Origin of the sequence: Polaromonas sp. OV174 (assembly GCF_900112285.1) — a bacterium.
In the GTDB taxonomy this organism is placed as follows: Bacteria; Pseudomonadota; Gammaproteobacteria; order Burkholderiales; family Burkholderiaceae_C; genus Polaromonas.
In genome coordinates this window covers 52,094-71,231 of the sequence record NZ_FOKZ01000021.1, presented here as the reverse complement: position 1 = coordinate 71,231, position 19,138 = coordinate 52,094, and the positions used below count along the sequence as shown (strand labels likewise).

At 60.3% G+C, this 19,138-nt stretch carries 17 protein-coding genes and 1 tRNA gene; 4 read left to right on the top strand and 14 right to left on the bottom strand.

The genetic code is table 11. The features are described from left to right. Positions 1 to 31: 31 nt before the first annotated feature. The 5 genes from BM160_RS17240 to BM160_RS17220 all read right to left on the bottom strand — a co-directional run bounded on the left by BM160_RS17240 (position 32) and on the right by BM160_RS17220 (position 4,678). Entirely contained in the window at positions 32 to 1,969 is a 1,938-nt protein-coding gene (locus BM160_RS17240; RefSeq protein WP_092007399.1) for a SurA N-terminal domain-containing protein, read from the bottom strand. Between the two features lie 81 nt (positions 1,970 to 2,050). Beyond that, a tRNA-Val gene (locus BM160_RS17235) sits at positions 2,051 to 2,126 on the bottom strand. A 17-nt stretch (positions 2,127 to 2,143) separates the two neighbouring features. Continuing rightward, a complete protein-coding gene (locus BM160_RS17230; RefSeq protein WP_026779519.1) occupies positions 2,144 to 2,416 on the bottom strand; it encodes an HU family DNA-binding protein in 273 nt (90 codons plus the stop codon). 254 nt (positions 2,417 to 2,670) lie between these two features. Then, the gene (locus tag BM160_RS17225; RefSeq protein WP_092007398.1) at positions 2,671 to 3,783 is read right to left on the bottom strand and encodes a tartrate dehydrogenase; all 1,113 of its coding nucleotides are present in this window, start codon (positions 3,781 to 3,783) and stop codon (positions 2,671 to 2,673) included. A gap of 16 nt (positions 3,784 to 3,799) precedes the next feature. Continuing rightward, positions 3,800 to 4,678: an alpha/beta fold hydrolase gene (locus BM160_RS17220; protein ID WP_092007397.1), complete on the bottom strand. Its 879-nt coding sequence runs from the start codon at positions 4,676 to 4,678 to the stop codon at positions 3,800 to 3,802. Between the two features lie 121 nt (positions 4,679 to 4,799). On the opposite strand from BM160_RS17220, the gene BM160_RS17215 reads away from it, so the two are divergent. Continuing rightward, positions 4,800 to 5,777 (top strand): LysR family transcriptional regulator, encoded by a 978-nt coding sequence (locus BM160_RS17215; protein WP_092007396.1) that lies wholly within the window; start codon positions 4,800 to 4,802, stop codon positions 5,775 to 5,777. Here the strand turns inward: BM160_RS17215 and BM160_RS17210 are convergent. The 3 genes from BM160_RS17210 to uvrC all read right to left on the bottom strand — a co-directional run bounded on the left by BM160_RS17210 (position 5,722) and on the right by uvrC (position 9,277). After that, the gene (locus BM160_RS17210) at positions 5,722 to 6,597 is read right to left on the bottom strand and encodes a DMT family transporter (protein WP_177219053.1); all 876 of its coding nucleotides are present in this window, start codon (positions 6,595 to 6,597) and stop codon (positions 5,722 to 5,724) included. The genes BM160_RS17215 and BM160_RS17210 overlap by 56 nt on opposite strands. Positions 6,598 to 6,632: 35 nt before the next feature. Next, positions 6,633 to 7,199, bottom strand: a complete 567-nt coding sequence (gene pgsA / locus BM160_RS17205) for a CDP-diacylglycerol--glycerol-3-phosphate 3-phosphatidyltransferase (RefSeq protein ID WP_092007416.1) — start codon at positions 7,197 to 7,199, stop codon at positions 6,633 to 6,635. Between the two features lie 128 nt (positions 7,200 to 7,327). Further along, a complete protein-coding gene (uvrC, locus tag BM160_RS17200) occupies positions 7,328 to 9,277 on the bottom strand; it encodes an excinuclease ABC subunit UvrC (protein WP_092007394.1) in 1,950 nt (649 codons plus the stop codon). Positions 9,278 to 9,338: 61 nt separating this feature from the next. Between uvrC and earP the strand changes: the two genes are divergently transcribed. The 3 genes from earP to BM160_RS17185 all read left to right on the top strand — a co-directional run bounded on the left by earP (position 9,339) and on the right by BM160_RS17185 (position 12,152). After that, positions 9,339 to 10,478, top strand: a complete 1,140-nt coding sequence (gene earP / locus BM160_RS17195; RefSeq protein WP_092007415.1) for an elongation factor P maturation arginine rhamnosyltransferase EarP — start codon at positions 9,339 to 9,341, stop codon at positions 10,476 to 10,478. Between the two features lie 130 nt (positions 10,479 to 10,608). Then, positions 10,609 to 11,163, top strand: coding sequence for an elongation factor P (gene efp, locus BM160_RS17190; protein WP_092007393.1), 555 nt, complete (start codon positions 10,609 to 10,611; stop codon positions 11,161 to 11,163). A 125-nt stretch (positions 11,164 to 11,288) separates the two neighbouring features. Beyond that, a complete protein-coding gene (locus BM160_RS17185) occupies positions 11,289 to 12,152 on the top strand; it encodes an LOG family protein (RefSeq protein WP_092007392.1) in 864 nt (287 codons plus the stop codon). A gap of 57 nt (positions 12,153 to 12,209) precedes the next feature. On the opposite strand, the gene BM160_RS17180 is transcribed toward BM160_RS17185, so the two are convergent. The 6 genes from BM160_RS17180 to BM160_RS17155 form a co-directional block, all read right to left on the bottom strand. Then, positions 12,210 to 13,421, bottom strand: coding sequence for an MFS transporter (locus tag BM160_RS17180; protein ID WP_092007391.1), 1,212 nt, complete (start codon positions 13,419 to 13,421; stop codon positions 12,210 to 12,212). Between the two features lie 10 nt (positions 13,422 to 13,431). Further along, a complete protein-coding gene (gene rmuC / locus BM160_RS17175) occupies positions 13,432 to 14,940 on the bottom strand; it encodes a DNA recombination protein RmuC (protein WP_092007390.1) in 1,509 nt (502 codons plus the stop codon). A 7-nt stretch (positions 14,941 to 14,947) separates the two neighbouring features. Continuing rightward, the gene (locus tag BM160_RS17170; protein ID WP_092007389.1) at positions 14,948 to 15,934 is read right to left on the bottom strand and encodes a 2-hydroxyacid dehydrogenase; all 987 of its coding nucleotides are present in this window, start codon (positions 15,932 to 15,934) and stop codon (positions 14,948 to 14,950) included. A 17-nt stretch (positions 15,935 to 15,951) separates the two neighbouring features. Further along, positions 15,952 to 17,361, bottom strand: a complete 1,410-nt coding sequence (locus BM160_RS17165) for a sodium:proton antiporter (RefSeq protein WP_092007388.1) — start codon at positions 17,359 to 17,361, stop codon at positions 15,952 to 15,954. Positions 17,362 to 17,426: 65 nt separating this feature from the next. Then, complete coding sequence (pncB, locus tag BM160_RS17160) at positions 17,427 to 18,623, bottom strand: nicotinate phosphoribosyltransferase (RefSeq protein ID WP_092007387.1); 1,197 nt, start codon at positions 18,621 to 18,623, stop codon at positions 17,427 to 17,429. An 85-nt stretch (positions 18,624 to 18,708) separates the two neighbouring features. Further along, positions 18,709 to 19,062 (bottom strand): FKBP-type peptidyl-prolyl cis-trans isomerase, encoded by a 354-nt coding sequence (locus BM160_RS17155; RefSeq protein ID WP_092007386.1) that lies wholly within the window; start codon positions 19,060 to 19,062, stop codon positions 18,709 to 18,711. Positions 19,063 to 19,138 lie beyond the last annotated feature (76 nt).

Below are 19,138 nucleotides of genomic sequence, written 5' to 3'. Positions count from 1 at the left end.
TTCTAAATTATAGCGGCAAAGTGCCCGAAATTTACTGCGTCACGCCTTCTTCTGCATTTGCTTTGCCTGTTACGGGCTTGTCCACCAGGATTTTGGCCTTAAAGCGCTCTTTTAGACCGTTGTAATAGGCCAAACCTTCGGCCGAGGTCCACCACTGCGCATATTGGCTGTGCTCCTGTTTGGCGACTGCCTCGGCTGGCACATCGCGAGGTACAACCTTGTCAATCTTGACGATGGCGTAACCCTGGGTGCCCAGATCGACGCCAGCAAACGCAGGCAAGGTACTCGCATCGGCACGCAGTGCCGCATCGATGATCTGCGCGGGCATGTTTTGTGTCTGATCACGCGAAACCAGTACCGGGGCAGGCAAGGTAGCGCTAGCCGGATTGGCCTTCCAGGCAGCCAATTTAGCCATGCCATCCTTGCGCGCCTCTTCTGCACTGCGCTGAGCCAGCCAGCGCTGACGCACGAGAGCTTTCACATCGGCAAAGGACTGAGTATGCGCAGGGCTGTACTGAACGATACGGCCCGAAACGAGTTGACTGGGCGCAACCTCGATGGCTTCGGTATTGCGTTTTTTCTCGATCGCATCAGGCGAAAACAGCGTATTTAGAAATTTTGGATTGGCCAGCACACTCGTGGCGCCGGCCGCCGGTTGACGCGTCACTTGGCTGGCGGTTTTGATTTCCAGCTTGAGCTTGTCGGCAATCGGCTTAAGGCTATCGGCCTGCTCGTATACGCCATTGGAAAAAGTCTCGGCAGCTTCAGAAAACATCTTCTGGGCTTGCTGCTTTTTCAGATCGGCTTCAAGTTCTGCTCGCATGTCCTCAAAACTGCGCTGCTTGGGCGTCCGAATGTCGGTCAGCTTGATGATGTGGTATCCAAAGTCGGACTCAACCACGTCGCTGACATCGCCTTTTTTCATCGCAAAAGCGGCATCTTCAAAGGACTTGACCATGGCGCCACGAGCGAAGAAATCAAGATCGCCGCCGTTGGCAGCGGAGCCGGGGTCCTCCGAATTCTTGCGTGCCACATCAGCAAAAGTATCCGGGGATTTCTTGACCAGCGCGAGCAACGCCTCAGCCTTGGCCTTGGCTTTTTCGCGATCAGCTGCTGGCGCAGTCTTGGGAGAAGCAATCAGGATATGGCTGGCACGTCGCTCTTCAGCAGCATTGAGTCGCTGAAGATTTTGTTCGTAATAGGTCTTGAGGTCGGACTCATTGACCGTGATGCCCTTCTTCACGCTATCCTGATCAAGCAACACATACTCGATGTCGGCTTGCTCGGGTGCCTGGAACAGCTTTTCGTTAGCCTTGTAGAACTGCTCGAGATCGGCATCCGTCGGATTCAATTTAGCTGCGTAGTCAGCAGCATTGAAACGTGCCAGCTGAATTTGGCGCTTTTCAAAATAGGCGTTGAGCGCCATATCGGCGGCCGAGTTTGCAGCAAACCCGCTGGCCGCAATACCCGCCAAAACCTGACGAGTCGACAGATCGGTCCGCACATTGGCTTCAAACATTTCAGGGCTCATGCCCTGGCTGCCCAGCAATTGGCGATAGCGCTCCATGTCCAGCGTGCCATCAGCCCGGCGCAACGCGGCAATCTCGGGGCTGTCGTGCAGCTCCCGTGCCAGGCGCTGGTCACTGGTGGCGAGTTTCAACTTGTCAGCAGCCACGGCGATAACACGGTCACGCACCAGACGCTCAAGCGTGGCATAACGAGCCTCAGGAGAGTCCAGCAGTTTGACATCCAGCGTAGGCATGGAGGCCCGCAGCCTGTCGACTTCCCTCAGATGCGCCCTATCCCACTCGGGCTGCGTGATGTCCTTGCCATCCACCTTGGCAACCACACCGCCGTTTTCCCCAGAGAGCTTGCTACTGTTCATGCCGACCAGTACAAAGGAAGGAACGATCAGCAAAAACAGCAGCGCCATGGTCCACTTGGTGTGCTTGCGAATGAAATCAAACATCTAAGAATTCCTGTACGACGGGCCCAGAGGGCTCAACAACAAAAAAGGCGAACCCAGGTTCGCCTTTTTTTCGCTAGTGGGTGGTGGGTGCTGACGGGCTCGAACCGCCGACCTACGCCGTGTAAGGGCGCTGCTCTACCAACTGAGCTAAGCACCCCACTAAAAATCTCTACATCAGTTCAAAGCATCCTTGAGGGCCTTGCCCGGACGGAACTTTGGAACCTTGGCCGCCTTGATTTTAATCGCATCGCCAGTACGCGGGTTACGACCGGTACGAGCAGCACGTTTGCCCACGGCAAAAGTGCCAAAGCCCACCAGAGACACCGAGCCTCCTTTTTTCAGGGTGGACTTCACTGCACCAATGGTGGACTCCAGTGCGCGCGTGGCAGCAGCTTTGGAAATATCAGCATTTTTGGCAATGTGCTCGATCAGTTCAGTCTTGTTCACAAGTAGCCTCTCGTTGATAAAAGTTAATCTGGTTGTCGCTAAAAAATATCTCCCGGGACACTGTGGTGAGGGTGTCAACGGGAGCGGCATGTGCAGGTCATCTGCTGTTCTCGATTAGAGCCATGGACCTCTAACCTGTCAATACAGCATCAACTTTTTACAACGTGCGGACAAGAATTCTAGTCTGTTTTTTCACCCTTCCGCGCTCACTCTCGACTCTGGTGCGTAATTTTCCTGCTTGACAAAAATACCCGCTACGCCTCGATCAGCGCCTGAGCAATGGCTTTGCCGACATCTGCCGTGCTGGCCTGTCCACCCAAGTCAGGCGTTCGTGGCGCACCACTCTGGGGACTCAGTACTTTTTCAATGGCAGCCAGGATGCCATCATGTGCATCCTTGTGCCCCAAGAATTCCAGCATCATCGCGCCACACCAGATCTGGCCGATCGGGTTGGCGATAGCACGCCCTGCAATGTCCGGCGCCGAGCCATGTACCGGCTCGAACAGAGAGGGGAACTTGCGCTCCGGGTTGAGGTTGGCGCTGGGCGCAATGCCTATGGTTCCGGTGCAGGCCGGCCCCAGATCGCTGAGGATGTCGCCGAACAGATTGCTGGCCACCACCACGTCGAAAAAATCCGGCCGTTGCACAAAGTGTGCCGTCAGGATGTCGATATGAAACTTGTCCAGCTGAATTGCCGGATAGTTTTTCGCCATCTCGGCCACGCGCTCATCCCAGTAAGGCATGGAGATGGAAATGCCATTGGACTTGGTCGCACTGGTCAAATGTTTTTTGGGCCGGGACTGGGCCAACTCGAAGGCAAACTTCAGCACGCGATCCACGCCGACGCGGGTAAACACCGACTCCTGCAACACGAACTCACGCTCAGTTCCCGGAAATGCCCTTCCGCCTATGCTGGAATATTCGCCTTCGGTGTTTTCGCGGACGATATAAAAATCAATCTCACCGGGCTGGCGCGGACTGCCATCGCGCCTGACCACAGGCGCGATGATGCCTGGCATCAGCCGCGCCGGACGCAAATTGATGTACTGGTCAAACTCGCGTCTGAACAGCAACAGGGAACCCCACAGCGATACATGGTCGGCAATTTTCTCGGGCCAGCCGACCGCGCCAAAATAAATCGCGTCATGTCCACCGATCTGGTCTTTCCAGTTGTCCGGCAGCATCTGGCCGTGTTTTTCAAAATAGTCCCAACTGGAAAAATCAAAATGGTCGAACTGCAGTTCAATGCCATATTTGACGGCGGCGGCTTCCAGCACGCGCAAGCCCTCGGGCATGACTTCCTTGCCGATGCCGTCACCGGCAATGACTGCGATTCTTTTTTTACCGGCCTTGTTTGGGGTGTTCATCAGGTGATCCTTTGAATCAGGGTTTGAAAAAATTCAGGGCTTCGGCCAGCAGAAGCTCCGGTGCTTCTTCGGCAATATAGTGCCCACAAGGCAGGCTACGCCCCGACACATCGCGGGCTCTCTCGCGCCAGAGCTGCAGCACATCGAAACACTGGCCCACCGCGCCATGCTCGCCCCACAGCACACGCAGCGGCTGCGTCAGGCGATGCTCCGCCGCCACATCGGCGCGATCATGCAGCAGGTCAATCGTGGCGGAGGCCCGGTAGTCCTCGCAAATGCTGGTGGCGGTGCCGGGAATCTGTACACAGCGCTCGTACTCGGCCAGCGCGGCCGGCACAAAAGCGCCAAGGCCCGCGTGGCGCTTGCCCATCACGCTGCGTAGGTAGCGCACCGGGTCGGACGCTATCAAGGCTTCCGGCAAAGGCGGCGGCTGGATCAAAAAGAACCAGTGCCAGTAGGCGCGTGCAAAAGCATCCGAGGTGTTGTCGTACATGGCCAGCGTGGGCGCGATATCGAGCAGCAACAGCCGCTGAACGCTTGCAGGATGATCCGCCGCCAGGCGATGCGCAACGCGGGCACCGCGGTCATGCGCCAGCACCTGAAACTGCTCGAACCCGTGGTGACGCATCACGGCCATGGCATCGAGCGCCATCGTGCGTTTGGAATAGGCCTGGTGTTCCGCATCGCTGTTGACGCGGGCCGAATCGCCGTAACCGCGCAAATCCATCATGACAACGGTGAACACCTTGGCCAGCTCGTCGGCCACAGCATGCCACATCACATGAGTTTGCGGATGCCCGTGCAGCAGGAGAAGCGGCGTGCCTCGGCCACCCCGCAAGGTGTGCAGCATTCCGGCCGGGCCTGCGACCTCGCAGGACGAAAACCCCTCAAACATTGACAGGCCTTGGTGGATTGTTGCGGACGATTCTGATGAGCATCATGTGAGCGATTTTGCAGAACCTAGCACCTTTATTCAAGCAATAATCTGGCAATTGATTATTAGCTTTGAGGCATGAATGGACCGAAGCGATCTGGAACTGGTACTGGCCGTCCGCGACCAGGGTAGCCTGGCCGGCGCTGCACGCAGCCTGGATGTCGCCCCGCCCGTGGTGACCAAGCGGCTCGCCGCGCTGGAAGCCCGGCTGGGTCAACGTTTGTTCCAGCGCACCACCCGGCGCGTCAGCCCAACCGCCGAGGGCGAAACCCTGTGCGAGCGCGCGCGTGTCTTGCTTCAGGGTTTTGCCTCGCTGGAGGCCGAGTTGCAGGAACGCAAGACCGAGCCCGCCGGACTGATACGCCTGGCCGCCACTTTTGGCTTTGGCCGTCTTTGGCTGGGCCCGGCGCTGGCCAACTTTCAGGAGCGCCACCCCCGAATTGAGATTCAGCTGCAACTGACCGAGCAACTGCCAGATCTGGCGCTCGAAGGCTTTGACGCTGCCATCTGGCTATGGTCGGCACAGGGCCGGCAAACCGCGCAATGGGTGTCGCGCCGGCTGGCTCACAACCAGCGCGTGCTGGTGGCCTCGCCGGCCTACCTCAAGCAGCATGGCGCGCCCCTCAACCTGCAAGCCCTGCAAGATCATGCCTGCCTGATCGTGCGGGAAAACGGCAATGCGACAAACCAGCGTTTTGATATCTGGCCGCTACACCAGGAGCGAAGCAAAACAGCCGAGCGGATTCGCGTGCACGGGCCGCTATCGAGCAACTCCGGAGAACTAGTGCGCGACTGGTGCGTCGAGGGCCGCGGCATCATGCTGCGCAGTCTCTGGGACATTGCTCCCCAGTTGGCTTCGGGTCAACTGGTGCGGGTATTGCCTACCTATACCATGCCGGATGCCGACATTCACTGGCTCGCGCCCTACCGCACGGATACACCGCGGCGTATCCGACTACTGATAGATTTCCTGCTCACGCAGTTCCAGGACGCGCCCTGGAAAACTACGCCGCCCGTGGCTTCGCGGGCCGCACCACGAGGCTCACGCCCAGCGCCGTAAGCGCAGTTCCGACAATCGTCGCCAGCGTGATGGGCTCGGCAAACAGCAGCCAGGCCATGATCGCCGTGGTCGGTGGCACCAGATAGAGCAAGCTGGTCACGGAGGTCGCCGCACCACGCTGAATCAGCAGGTAAAGCAGCGAGCTGCCGCCCAAGGTCAGTGCCAGCACCGACCAGGCCATGGACCCCATGAATTGCGGGTTCCAGACAATGGCTTCGCTTTCCAACAGGGCAAAGGGCAGGCTCACCAGCAAGGCGGCACCCAGCTGGATGGCGTTGGCGCTGCGCACATCGGTGGGCTGCACGAAGCGCTTCTGGTAAAGCGTTCCCGCCGTGATGCTGAACAGCGCAAACACCGCGCAACCCAAGGTCAGCGCCGTGACCTCGCTGCCCGTGCCGAATTTGCGTGCCACCACCAGCAGCAGACCGCCCAAGCCCAGCACCAGGCCCAGCCACTGACGCGGCGTTACCTTGGGTTGCGCTGAATCGTTCGCCGAACCAGCCCAAGACACCCATAAGGCCGTCAACACCGGCTGCAAGCCCACAATCAGCGCCGTCAGGCCCGAACCCATGCCGCCCTTGACGGCGACCCAGACACCGCCCAGGTAAGCCGCATGCATAAGCACCCCGGTGACGGCCAGATGCAGCCACTGGCGACGGCCGCGCGGCCAGGCCGCACCGGCCAGGACGATCCAGACCAGGAAGCAGGCGATGGACAACAAATAACGGATCGCCAGAAAGGTCAGCGGCGGCGCGTAAGGCAGGCCGAACTTGGCGACGATAAAGCCCGTGCTCCAGATCAGCACGAACACGGCGGGCATGGCCCTGATCCAGATACTGGGGGATGCGGGCAAGCTCACTTGGCGCGCGCGCGGATTTCGGGAATGGCTTTTTGTAGGTAGTAAACCATGGACCAGACCGTCAAAATGGCCGACAGCCAGATCAGCCAGGTGCCCCAGACATGGGTATCGATGAGCCCGAACAGCCGGCCGTCAAACAGCAAAAAGGGAATCGCAATCATCTGCACCGTGGTCTTGACCTTGCCTATCATGTGCACCGCCACGCTTTTGGTGGCGCCAATCAAGGCCATCCACTCGCGCAGGGCGGAAATCGCGATCTCGCGGCCGATGATGATGAGCGCCACAAACACGTCGGCGCGCTGCAGCTGCACCAGCACCAGCAAGGAAGCGCACACCAAGAACTTGTCGGCCACCGGATCAAGAAAGGCGCCAAAGGACGAGGTCTGGTTGAGCTTGCGGGCCAAAAAGCCGTCCAACCAGTCGGTCGCGGCAAAAACGATGAACATCACGGTGGCAATCAAATTGCGCTCGGCCGGGGCGATGTTCAGATAAAACACCCCCACGATCAGAGGAATCGCAACGATGCGGGTCCAGGTCATCAACGTGGGAATGGTCAAAAACATGGTTCCGATTTTGGCATGAGCCGGGACCACCTTGCCAAAGGACTGAAGCAGACCGGCCAATTAGCGCGGCTTAGTGGTGCAAAAACGTCTGTACAGACGTTTTTGCTGGCGCCCGCACACCCTGTGAATCAGTGCAGAGCGCGGTAAATTTCCTCGGCCAGGTCTTTCGAGATGCCATCGACCATGGCGATGTCTTCGACACTGGCCGAGGCAATTCCGCGGACACCGCCAAAGCGCTGCAGCAAGCTGGCGCGCCGCTTCGGGCCAATGCCGGCGATATCTTCAAGCCGGCTGCTGCCCACCCGCACCTTGGCGCGCTTGGCACGCATGCCGGTGATGGCAAAGCGGTGCGCCTCGTCCCGGATCTGGGCAATCAGCATCAGCGCCGCGGAGTCGCGGCCCAGATAGACCTTGTCCCGGCCGTCGGCAAACACCAGCTCTTCCAGACCGACCTTGCGGCCCTCGCCTTTTTCGACACCGGCAATCAGCCCCAGATCCAGGCCCAGCTCGACGAACACTTCGCGCGCCATGGACACCTGGCCCTTGCCGCCATCGACCAGCACCAGGTCGGGCAGCTTGGCTTCGCCATTGCGGGCGGCTTCGGCCAGCTTGGTATAGCGGCGCGTCAAGACCTGCCGCATGGCCGCATAGTCGTCGCCCGGCGTGATGCCTTCGATGTTGTAGCGCCGATATTCGCTGTTCTGCATCTTGTGCTCCTTGAACACCACGCAAGAGGCCTGAGTGGATTCGCCGGCGGTGTGCGAGATGTCAAAGCACTCGATGCGCAGCGCATCCAGATTGTCCAGGGACAGATCAAGCGCTTCGGCCAGCGCCCGGGTACGCGCCTGTTGCGAGCCCTCTTCGGCCAGCAGGCGCGCCAGCTGCAGCCCAGCATTTTTCTGCGCCATCTCCAGCCAGATACGGCGCTGCTCATGCGGCTGATGCAGGGCCGTCACGCGACTACCGGCCTGCTCTGAAAGCGCGTCCATCAATGCCTTGTCGACCGGCTCGCTGCATACCAGAATGGGCGGCACGGGCACGTCGATATAGTGCTGCGCAATAAAGGCCTCAAGAATCAGCGCCTCCAGTGACTTTTCCTTCGCTTGCGGTGCTGAGGGCTCCGGCTCGATATCCAGCGCGGCCGCATCGGTGGCGTTTTCCACGTGCGTCGGAAAGTAGGGCCGATCGCCCAGATGACGGCCGCCGCGCACCATGGCCAGGTTGACGCAGGCCTTGCCGCCCTGCACCTTCACCGCCAGGATGTCCACGTCCACGTCGCCGTTTTTGCCGCCCAAATCCATGGACTGCTGGTGCAAGACCTTGGACAAGGCCGCCATCTGGTTACGCAGCTCGGCGGCCTGCTCAAACTCCAGCCGCTCCGCATGCGCCAGCATTTTCTTTTCCAGCTCGCTCAGGATCTCCTGCGTCTGGCCTTGCAAGAAACGTTGGGCATTCGCCGTGTCCAGCGCGTACTGCTCGGCCGATACATGGCCGACGCAGGGCGCGGAACAGCGCTTGATCTGGTACAGCAGGCAGGGCCGGGTGCGGTTGTTGAACACCGTGTCTTCACAGGTGCGCAGCTTGAACACTTTTTGCAGCAGCAAAATCGTGTCCTTCACCGCCCAGGCGCTCGGATAAGGGCCAAAGTAGTGGTTTTTTTTCTCCACCGCACCCCGGTAGTAGGCAATGCGCGGATAGGCCACCGCCGTCGGTGCGCCGCCCGCATCCTTGGTCTGGGCCGCCGTCAGCTTCAGATAGGGATAGCTCTTGTCGTCTCGAAACAGGATGTTGTATTTCGGGTGCAGCGTCTTGATGAGGTTGTTTTCCAGCAGCAGCGCCTCGGCTTCCGAGCGCACCACGGTGGTTTCCATGCGGACAATCTTGGTCACCATGTGGCCAATGCGGGTGCCGCCATGGTTTTTCTGGAAATAGCTGGTGACCCGTTTCTTCAGGTTGCGCGCCTTGCCAACGTAGAGCACGCCGCCTTCGGCATCAAAGTAGCGGTAGACGCCGGGCAGCGCCGGCAAGGCGGCGACTTCGCTAAGCAGCTGAGGGTCGAATTCGTGGGGTGCGGTCATGCGGTCATGGGCTGAAAAATGGCAAGGCGAACGGGCTGGCCGTATTGTGGACAATCCTTTCATGAATCGCAGCCTGCAGTGGGACATTTTTTGCAAAGTCATTGACAACTTCGGGGACATTGGCGTGTGCTGGCGCCTCTGCGCCGATCTGGCCGGGCGCGGCCATAAAGTCCGGCTATGGGTGGATGACGCCAGCGCGCTCGGCTGGATGGCGCCCCAGGGTTGCGCCGGCGTGCGCGTGCTGCCTTGGTGCCAGCCGCTGGAGCTGGCCGCGGCAGATCTTGAGGCGCAACCCAGCGAGGTCATGATAGAGGCCTTCGGCTGTGAGATTGCTCCCGAATTCATAGCTTCTTGCGCCCATGCAGCAAGCGCTACAGGCCAAAAAACCGTATGGATCAACCTGGAGTACCTGTCGGCCGAGGACTATGTCGAACGCTGCCACGCCCTGCCCTCGCCGGTGCAAGGCGGGCCGGCGGCCGGCTGGCTGAAATGGTTTTTCTACCCCGGCTTCACGCCAGCCACGGGCGGCCTGTTGCGCGAGCCAGACCTGGCCGAGCGGCAGGCCGGCTTTGATCGCAGGGCCTGGCTGACGGCCCAGGGCATAGCGTGCCAGGGTGAAGCTAGCGGCGAAAAGCTGGTCTCGCTGTTTTGCTACGAGCCGCCCGCGCTGGCCGGCTTGCTCAGGCAGTTTGCCCACAACGGACTCGATGGCCAGCCGGTGCGCCTGCTGGTGGCGGCCGGACGCGCCGAAAAGGCGGTCAAAGCCGCATTAAGTCATGAAATAGGCCTGCAGCCCTTGATGGACGAGCGCTACCAGCTATCAATTTCATATCTTGACCTGCTGACGCAAGCGGATTTCGACCATTTGCTGTGGTCCTGCGATCTCAATTTTGTGCGCGGCGAAGACTCCGTGGTGCGCGCGCTCTGGGCCGGCCAAGCCTTTGTCTGGCAGATTTATCCCCAGCATGACGCGGCCCATCTGGACAAGCTGCAGGCTTTTCTGGACTGGCTGGGAGCACCCGAGTCGCTGCGCGCCTTTCACGCCCGCTGGAACGATGGCAGCCACCAGCAAGCCTCAGACAACGTCACCACGCCCGATCTGCCGCTCTGGCAAGCCTGCGCACGCACAGCCCGCGCGCGCCTGCTGGCCCAGGACGATCTGACTACCCACTTGCTAGGCCTGGTTGCAAAAAACCGCTAAAATCAGTGGCTCTGCGGATAGGCCTGACGGGGCAAACCGCAAAATTGGCAACCCAACCCACCGCACAGACCTGTATGCCGGGCACCGCCCGTACCAAGGTTTGGCGGCCAACTCCTTCAGTAGAACTGCTATGAAAATCGCTCAAGAAATACGCGCTGGTAACGTCATCATGCACGGCAAGGATCCGATGGTCGTGCTCAAGACCGAATACAGCCGTGGTGGGCGTAATTCCGCCACCGTGCGCATGAAGCTCAAAAGCCTGATCGCCAACTTCAACACCGAAGTGGTGTTCAAGGCCGACGACAAAATGGATCAGGTCATTCTGGACAAGAAGGACTGCACCTACTCCTACTTCGCCGACCCTATGTACATCTGCATGGACTCCGAGTACCACCAGTACGAAGTCGAAGCCGAAAACATGGGCGACTCGCTGAACTACCTGCAAGACGGCATGGAACTCGAAGTCGTGTTTTATGACGGCAAAGCCATCTCGGTTGAACTGCCCACCAGCGTGCAGCGCGAGATCACCTGGACCGAACCCGCCGTCAAGGGCGACACCTCCGGCAAGGTTCTCAAGCCCGCCAAACTGGCTACCGGTTTTGAAATCGGCGTGCCAATTTTTGTGGCTCAGGGCGATGTCGTCGAAATCGACACCCGCACCGGCGAGTACCGCAAGCGCGTCTAAATCAGTGCTGCCTCTGTGCAGCCGGATTCAGTCCCAAAAAAGGCTCCTCACGGAGCCTTTTTGCATTGGCAGGCGCACTGAGCCGCAGGTGCATAAATCGTCATTTTTATCGTTGACAATGGCTTATGGACCAAACACAAGACCTCTCAGAAAGCCGCCTGGCCCACGCCTGGGCAGAACTGCAATCCCTTTCCAGCGACGCCACGCCACTGCGGGCCGATGCCAATCGCCTGGCCTTCGCCGACCCGGAGTTCCTGCTCAGACGGGAAACCCGCGGTATCCGCTTCCAGCTGGAAATGCTCAAGCCCGAGCTTGACCAACACGAACAAGGCATTGAAAACACTGTGGTGGTGTTTGGCAGCGCCCGCTTTCCCGCCCCCGAGCAGGCCAGCGCCGCCCTCCAACTGGCCGAGCAAGGTGACGATGCCAAAGCCCTGGCACTGGCGCATCGCCAGATGCGCAACGCCCACTATTACGAAAAAGCCAGGGAATTTGCACGTCTGGTGGCCGGCTACAGCAAGCCACGGCCGGCTGCAGAGAAAATATTCATCTGCACCGGTGGCGGCCCCGGCATCATGGAGGCGGCCAATCGGGGAGCCCATGAAATGGGCGCGCTCACCGTCGGCCTGAACATCGTGCTGCCGCACGAGCAGGGCTCCAATCCCTATGTGTCACCTTCGCTGAACTTCAAGTTCCACTACTTTGCCCTGCGCAAGATGCACTTCATGATGCGCGCCAAGGCGCTGGTGGCGTTTCCGGGCGGCTTCGGCACGCTGGACGAGTTGTTTGAAGTCATCACGCTGGTACAAACCGGCAAGGCCAAGCCGGTACCCATCATCTTGTTTGGCTCCGACTACTGGAAGCGCCTGCTCAACTTTGACGTCCTGATCGAAGAAGGGGCCATTTCGCCCGACGACCTCAAGCTCTTCCAGTATGTCGATGAGCCACAAGCGGCCTGGGACGCCATCAAGGCTTTTTACAAACTCTAATCTGGCACGCCATGGCTAGGGTCAGAGCGTGCGCAGGGGACAAGGCCTAAGCCCCCGCTAGCCGCCAGGCTTGCTCGCCTCGGCTGCGTGACCACCCAGCTGGGGCAGTCCGTCTTTGAGCAGCCAGGCCAGGCGTGAGCCGACCCCCACCAGGGCCCCCGTGGTCCAGAAGACGCCGGCAATGCCTATCAGTGCACCGGCGGAGCCGAACATCATGGGCATGAGCACGCTGGAAGCATTGATCGCCATCAGCCGCAAACCCAGTGCCTCGCCATGCCGCGCCTCGGGGGTGATCTGGTGCAACATGCTCATGACCATGGGCTGCACCATGCCCAGCGAAATTCCCAGCAACACCGAACACACGCCCATGCCCAGGGCCGATTGCATGAGCGGATAGACGCCAAACAGCACCGCCGTGGTCAGCATGGAAAAGGCCAGCACGCGCCACTCGCGCAAATGCGCCGCCACCAGGGGCATCACGGTACGTATGAGGGCCGCGGCCACGGCAAAAGCACCCAGGATGGTGCCTATGACCGAGGCACTGATGCCGCGTTCAAAGCCCAGCACCGGCACCACGAAGGTATGCACGTCCCAGCATGAGGACAAAAACCAGTTCACCAGCATCAAGCGGCGAAATGTCGGCTCGCGCAGCAACTCCCAGGCATTGGGCTGAGGACCGCCGCTGGCGGCAATCACCGGCGGCAATTCGCGGGTGCGGCGGATCAAAAACCAACTGGCCAGCGGCAACAGCGCCATCAGTAAAAAAGCGGCCCGATAACCCCAGAGACTGCCCGAGGTCGGACCGGCATGGTCAATCAGCAGGCCGGCGGAAAAAGGCCCTATGAAATTGGAAATTGCCGGACCAATCGACAGCCAGCTGAACACCCGCTTGAGCTGCAAGGCGCCGACGGCAGCGCGTCCGACGTGGCGCTGCAGCGCAATCACGGCCGCGCCAGTGGCCCCACCCGTGAGGAGTGCCGCCAGGCACAGCACCGGGAACACCGGGAAAGCAACCGCCACGCCGGCCCCCGCCACGGCGGCCACGACGCTGTAGCCTATGGGGCGGCGCAGACCATGACGGTCGGCATAGCGGCCTGCTGGCAAGGCCAGAAAAACCTGCATCAGGGCAAACAGCGCCAGCAGCACACCGACGGCCACCGCGCTGTAGCCCTCGCGCAGCGCCAGCAGCGGGGCCGCCATGCGCGTGCCCGCCATGCAGGCATGCAGGAAGACCTGCGCCAGAATCAGGCGGGCCAGCTCGCGGTTCATGAGAGGTTCATCAGTTTTCGTCCGGGTCTTTGTCCAGGGGAATCAGCTTGATCGACTCGGCCTCGGGCAGCGCCTCGACTTGGCGCAAGGCCTTGCCCATGACCCGGCTGCGCTGCTCGGCGCTGTTGAGCGTATTGAGCACGGTTTCGGTCTGCGACTTGACCTTGGCCAGCACGTCGCCAAACTTGCCAAACTCGGTTTTCACCGCGCCCAGCACCTGCCAGACTTCGCTGGAACGTTTTTCCAGCGCCAGTGTGCGAAACCCCATCTGCAGGGAAGTCAGCATGGCGAGCAAGGTGGTGGGGCCGGCCAGCGTGATGCGGTGATCGCGCTGCAGGCTCTCCATCAGGCCGGGGCGGCGCAGCACCTCCGCGTACAGACCCTCCGTGGGCAAAAACAAAATGGCAAAGTCGGTGGTGTAAGGCGGCTCTATGTATTTTTCGGCAATCGATTTGGCCTCAAGCCTGATGCGCATTTCCAGCGCCTTGCCCGCCACCTCAGCGCCCGGCCCATCGGCGCGCTGCTGGGCATCGAGCAGGCGCTCGTAGTCTTCATTGGGGAACTTCGCGTCAATCGGCAACCACAGCGGCTCGCCCGAATCAGCCCGCCCCGGCAGCTTGATGGCGAAGTCGACCGGATTCTTGCCGCCGCGCCGCGTCACGACCTGGGCCGCGTACTGGTCGACGGTGAACACCTGCTCCAGCAAGGCAGACAGTTGCGCCTCGCCAAAAATGCCGCGCGTTTTCACATTGGTCAGCAAATGCTTGAGGTCGCCCACGCCCTGCGCCAGCGTCTGCATCTCGCCCAGGCCCTTGTGCACCTGCTCCAGCCGGTCGGCCACCTGCTTGAAGCTTTCACCCAGCCGGGTCTCCAGCGTGGTCTGCAGTTTTTCGTCCACCGTGGCGCGCATCTGGTCGAGCTTTTTCTCGTTGCCTTCCTGCAACGCAGCCAACCGCTGCTCCACCACCTGGCGGACCTCGCCCAGCCTGCGCTCATTGCCTTCGGCCAGTTGCCGCAGCTGTTCATTCAGGCCATCGGCAAATCGCTTGAGCGCCATGTCCTGGGCTTCGCGCGCCTGCATCAGTCCGCTGGCCTGGGCCTCTCTAGCCTGCGTCAGGGACGCCGCCACGGCCTCGCTGCCCGACTGCGCCTGCTGCGCCAGCGACTGCGTGGCGGTGTGCAAGTTCTGTGCGACCTGCTGCTGCATGGCGGCCAGCTGCACGCGAAAGGAGTCGATCTGCTCATTCTGGGTACGCGCCACATCGCCAGACTGCGCCAGCAAGGCTTGCTGGAATAGCGACAGGCCCTGGCTCAATTCGCCGCGCGTGTCGCGGGCGCTGCCCTGCACCTCGTTGCGCAGCTCACGCTCCAGCCGCTCGTTGGCAGCCATTAGCTTGCCCAGCTCCGCCAGTAATTTCTGCTGGCCCGTCTCGGGCGCCGGGCGCAACAGCAGCCACAGCAGCAAAAGCAGATTGACGACGGCCAGCGCGGCCAGAATCCAGGAAAGAAAATCTGTCATTCGCTATTTATTTCGAAGCAAGAACCGCAGGATTCAAGGGGGTTAGCGGCTTGTTTTCCGTGAAAAACCCAATCAAATTATCAGCCGCCAGGCTGGCCATGGCCAGGCGCGTCGGCATGGTGGCGCTGGCAATGTGGGGCGTCAACACCACGTTGGGCACCGTCAGCAGATCGGCATTTAGCTTGGGCTCACCCTCGAACACATCCAGGCCGGCGGCCGCAATCGTCTTGTTGCGCAAGGCGGCGGCCAGCGCGGCATCGTCGACGATGCCGCCGCGCGCGATATTGATCAGGTTGGCGGTCGGCTTCATCAGCGCCAGTTCGGCCGCACCAATGGCGTGGTGCGAGGCCGGCGAATAAGGCAGCACCAGCACCAGGTGATCGGCACTCTTGAGCAGCTCTTCCTTGCTGACGTAGCTGGCCTTGCATTCGGCTTCCAGGCCGGCATCGAGGCGCGAGCGGTTGTGATAAATCACCTTCATGCCAAAGCCGTGCGCGCCGCGCCTGGCAATGCCCTGGCCGATGCGGCCCATACCCAGAATGCCCAGGGTGGTGCCGTGAATGTCGGAGCCGGCAAACATGTCGTAGCTCCAGCGCGTCCATTTGCCGGCGCGCAGATAGTGTTCACTTTCGGTGACACGGCGGGCGGTCGCCATCAACAGGGCAAAACCGAAATCAGCCGTGGTTTCGGTCAGCACGTCGGGTGCATTGGTGGCCAGCACGCCGGCCGCCGTCATGGCGGCGATGTCGAAGTTGTTGTAGCCCACCGCCATGTTGGCGCAGATCTTGAGCCGGGTTGCCACCGCCAGCACCTCGGCATCAATCCGGTCGGTACCGGTGGTGAACACGCCGTCCTTGTCCTTGAGGTACTCCATCCATTGCGCCTTGGACCAGGTCTGGTCTTGCTGGTTGGCCTGGACCTCGAAATGCTGCTCAAGGCGTGCGATCACCTCCGGGAAGATGGCGCGCGCGACAAGAATTTTTGGCTTGCTCATGATGAAAGACTCGCTTTTTATTTGAACCAGATGAAGGTCATGACGATGAACAGCGGAATCAGCACCGCGCCCGACCACAGCATGTAGCCAAAGAAACTGGGCATCTTCACGTCGCGGTCTTCGGCAATGGCCTTGACCATCAGGTTGGGCGCGTTGCCGATGTAGGTGTTGGCCCCCATGAACACGGCGCCGGCCGAAATGGCGGCCAGCGTCGAGGCAAAGGTGGTCATCATGGCCTGGGGATCGCCACCGGCGGTATTGAAAAACACCAGATAAGTCGGAGCGTTATCGAGGAAAGAGCTGAGCACGCCAGTGGCCCAGAAGTACATGGCTGGATCAGGCGAGCCGTCGGCCCGGGTCACCGCCGACACCACCGCACCAAAGGGGCCGCTGGTACCTGCCTTGAGCATGGCAATCACCGGAATGATGGTCAGGAAAATACCCGCAAACAACTTCGCCACCTCGGCCATTGGGCCCCAGGAGAACTGGTTGTCGGCATGCACCTTGGCCGAGGTGATTTTCAAGGACAGCCAGGTGATCGCGATCAGGCCGGCATCGCGCACCAGACCGGGCAGACCCACGTCGGTGCCGGCGATATTGAACGCCAGCGGCGACCTCCAGAAGCCACTGAGCAGCACCAGCCCGGCGATCGCGCCCAGCAGCCAGAAGTTGGCCGCGCCATCAAAGCCGATGCGCTTGGTGTCCGGTGTCGGATCCACCGGTTTGATCTCTTCCCGGCGATGATAGAACCACGAGTCCAGCGCATAAAAAATGGCCAGCAAGGCGCCAATCAAGAACAGTGTTTCAGGAAAGATATGGCGCACGGTCCAGAAAAAATCAACGCCCTTGAGGAAGCCCAGGAACAACGGCGGATCACCCAGCGGCGTCAGCGAACCACCGGCATTGGAAACAATAAAGATAAAGAAAACCACCACATGCGCCCTGTGCACACGGTTGTCGTTGGCACGAATCAGCGGACGAATCAGCAGCATGGAGGCACCGGTGGTGCCCATAAAGCTGGCAAGCACTGCGCCTATAGCCAGGATGGCGGTATTGAGGCCCGGGCTGCCGTGCAGATTGCCGCGGATATGAATACCCCCGGCCACCGTGAACAGCGCCGTCAACAAAAGAATGAAAGGAATGTATTCCGCCAGCAGCGCGTGCATGAAGCTGACACCGGCCAGGGCCGGGCCGTAAACCAGCGCAAAGGGCAGCAGGAAAACCAGCGACCAGGCGGCCGTCACCTTGCCGTAGTGGTGGTGCCAGAAAGCCGGCACAAGCAGCGGCATCAGGGCAATCGACAGCAGCAGCCCGGCAAAAGGGACACCCCACAGCGTCGAAAGCTGGCCGCCATCCAGGTCAGCAGCAAAGCTCAGGCCAGGCAAGAGCAGCAGGCCCAAGGTTGCAGCCCAACGGAAAATGTTCATCAGTCTCTCCTTATTGCGCGCACCCACCGGCGGCTTGCGCGGCCCGCCATTATCGAGGCGCCTCATCAGGCGACTGACGGAATATCAAATACCTGGCGCAGATAGGCCAGATATTTTTCGTCCTCGCACATGTTTTTGGACGGTGTGTCGGAAAGCTTCGCCACCGGCTGGCCATTGCAGCGCAGCATTTTGATCACGATCTGCAGCGGCTCGTGGCCCAGGTCGTTGGTCAGATTGGTGCCTATGCCAAAGGCCAGTTGGCAGCGGCCCCTGAACTGCTGGTAAAGCTCTATGGTGCGCGTCATGGTCAGCCCATCGCTAAAAATCAGCGTCTTGGTTTTCGGGTCAACACGATTGGCCAGGTAGTGCGCCAGCATGCGCTCGCCCCACTGAAACGGGTCACCGCTGTCATGACGGGCGCCATCGAACAGCTTGCAGAAGTAGAGGTCGAAGTCGCGCAAAAAGGCGCTCATGCCGTAGACATCAGACAGCGCAATGCCGAGGTCGCCGCGGTATTCCTTGGCCCACATTTCAAAACCGAACACCTGGCTGTCACGCAGGCGCGGGCCCAGCGCCTGGCAAGCCTGCAAATACTCGTGCGCCATGGTGCCCAGGGGGATCAAGCCCAGCTTCATGGCAAACAACACATTGCTGGTGCCGGCCAGCTGCCCGGACGCGCCCGTGCCCAGGCGTGTCACCAGCGTGCGCAGCACTTCTTCGTGCCAAGCCTTGCCAAAGCGCCGGCGTGTGCCGTAGTCGGCAATCTTGAGTTCACCCAGGCCCTTGGTTTGCAGCTCAAGTATTTTGGTGTCCAGGCGTTTGCGGCCTTCAACCAGGTTGGGCTGCTTTTGCGTGTTGCGAAAGTAGACCTCGTTGATGATGGCCAGCACCGGGATTTCAAACAAGATGGTGTGCAGCCACGGGCCCTTGATGGACACCTCAATCTCGCCCGAGGGCAAGGCACTGACGCTGACGTATTTTTCGTTGAGCTGAAAAATACCCAGGAAATCAACAAAATCGCTCTTGATGAAGCGCATGGCCTTCAGGTAAGCCAGCTCTTCCGCCTCAAAGCGCAAACCGCAAAGCCCGCGGATTTCTTCGCGAATCTCGCTGACAAAGGGCGCCAGATTTTCAATTCCGGGCGCGCCGGCATTGCGGCACTTGAACTTGTACTCCACCTCAGCGCCAGGAAACTGGTGCAACACCACCTGCATCATGGTGAACTTGTACAGATCGGTATCGAGCAGGCTGGTGATGATCATGGAGAACGCTTGTGGCCCATGGTGGGTAATCAGGTGCGCAGACCCATTACGGGTCTGGCCAATACTCGGACAGATTCAGGCTGGATCAGGTGCCCAGAAAATCCACTTCAAACAGCAAGGTGGCATTGGGAGGAATCACACCGCCGGCGCCGCGTGCGCCATAGCCGAGTTCGGCCGGGATCACCAGACGGCGCGTACCGCCAACCGACATGCCCTGTACGCCTTCGTCCCAACCCTTGATGACCTGCCCGGCACCCAGCGCGAACTGGAACGGCTGGCCACGGTCTTTGCTGGAGTCGAACTTCGCGCCCTGCACGCCGTCGTTGAAAAGCCAGCCGGTGTAATGCACCTTGACATGTTGTCCGGCCTTGGCGATGGCACCGGTGCCCAGCACGGTGTCTTCGTATTGCAGTCCTGAGGGAGTGGTGGTGGTGGTCATGACAAAGTCCTTCTGAAAATGAATCGAAAAATCAAACTAAAAAAACGGGTCCGAAAGAATAAATCCGGGCTTTTTT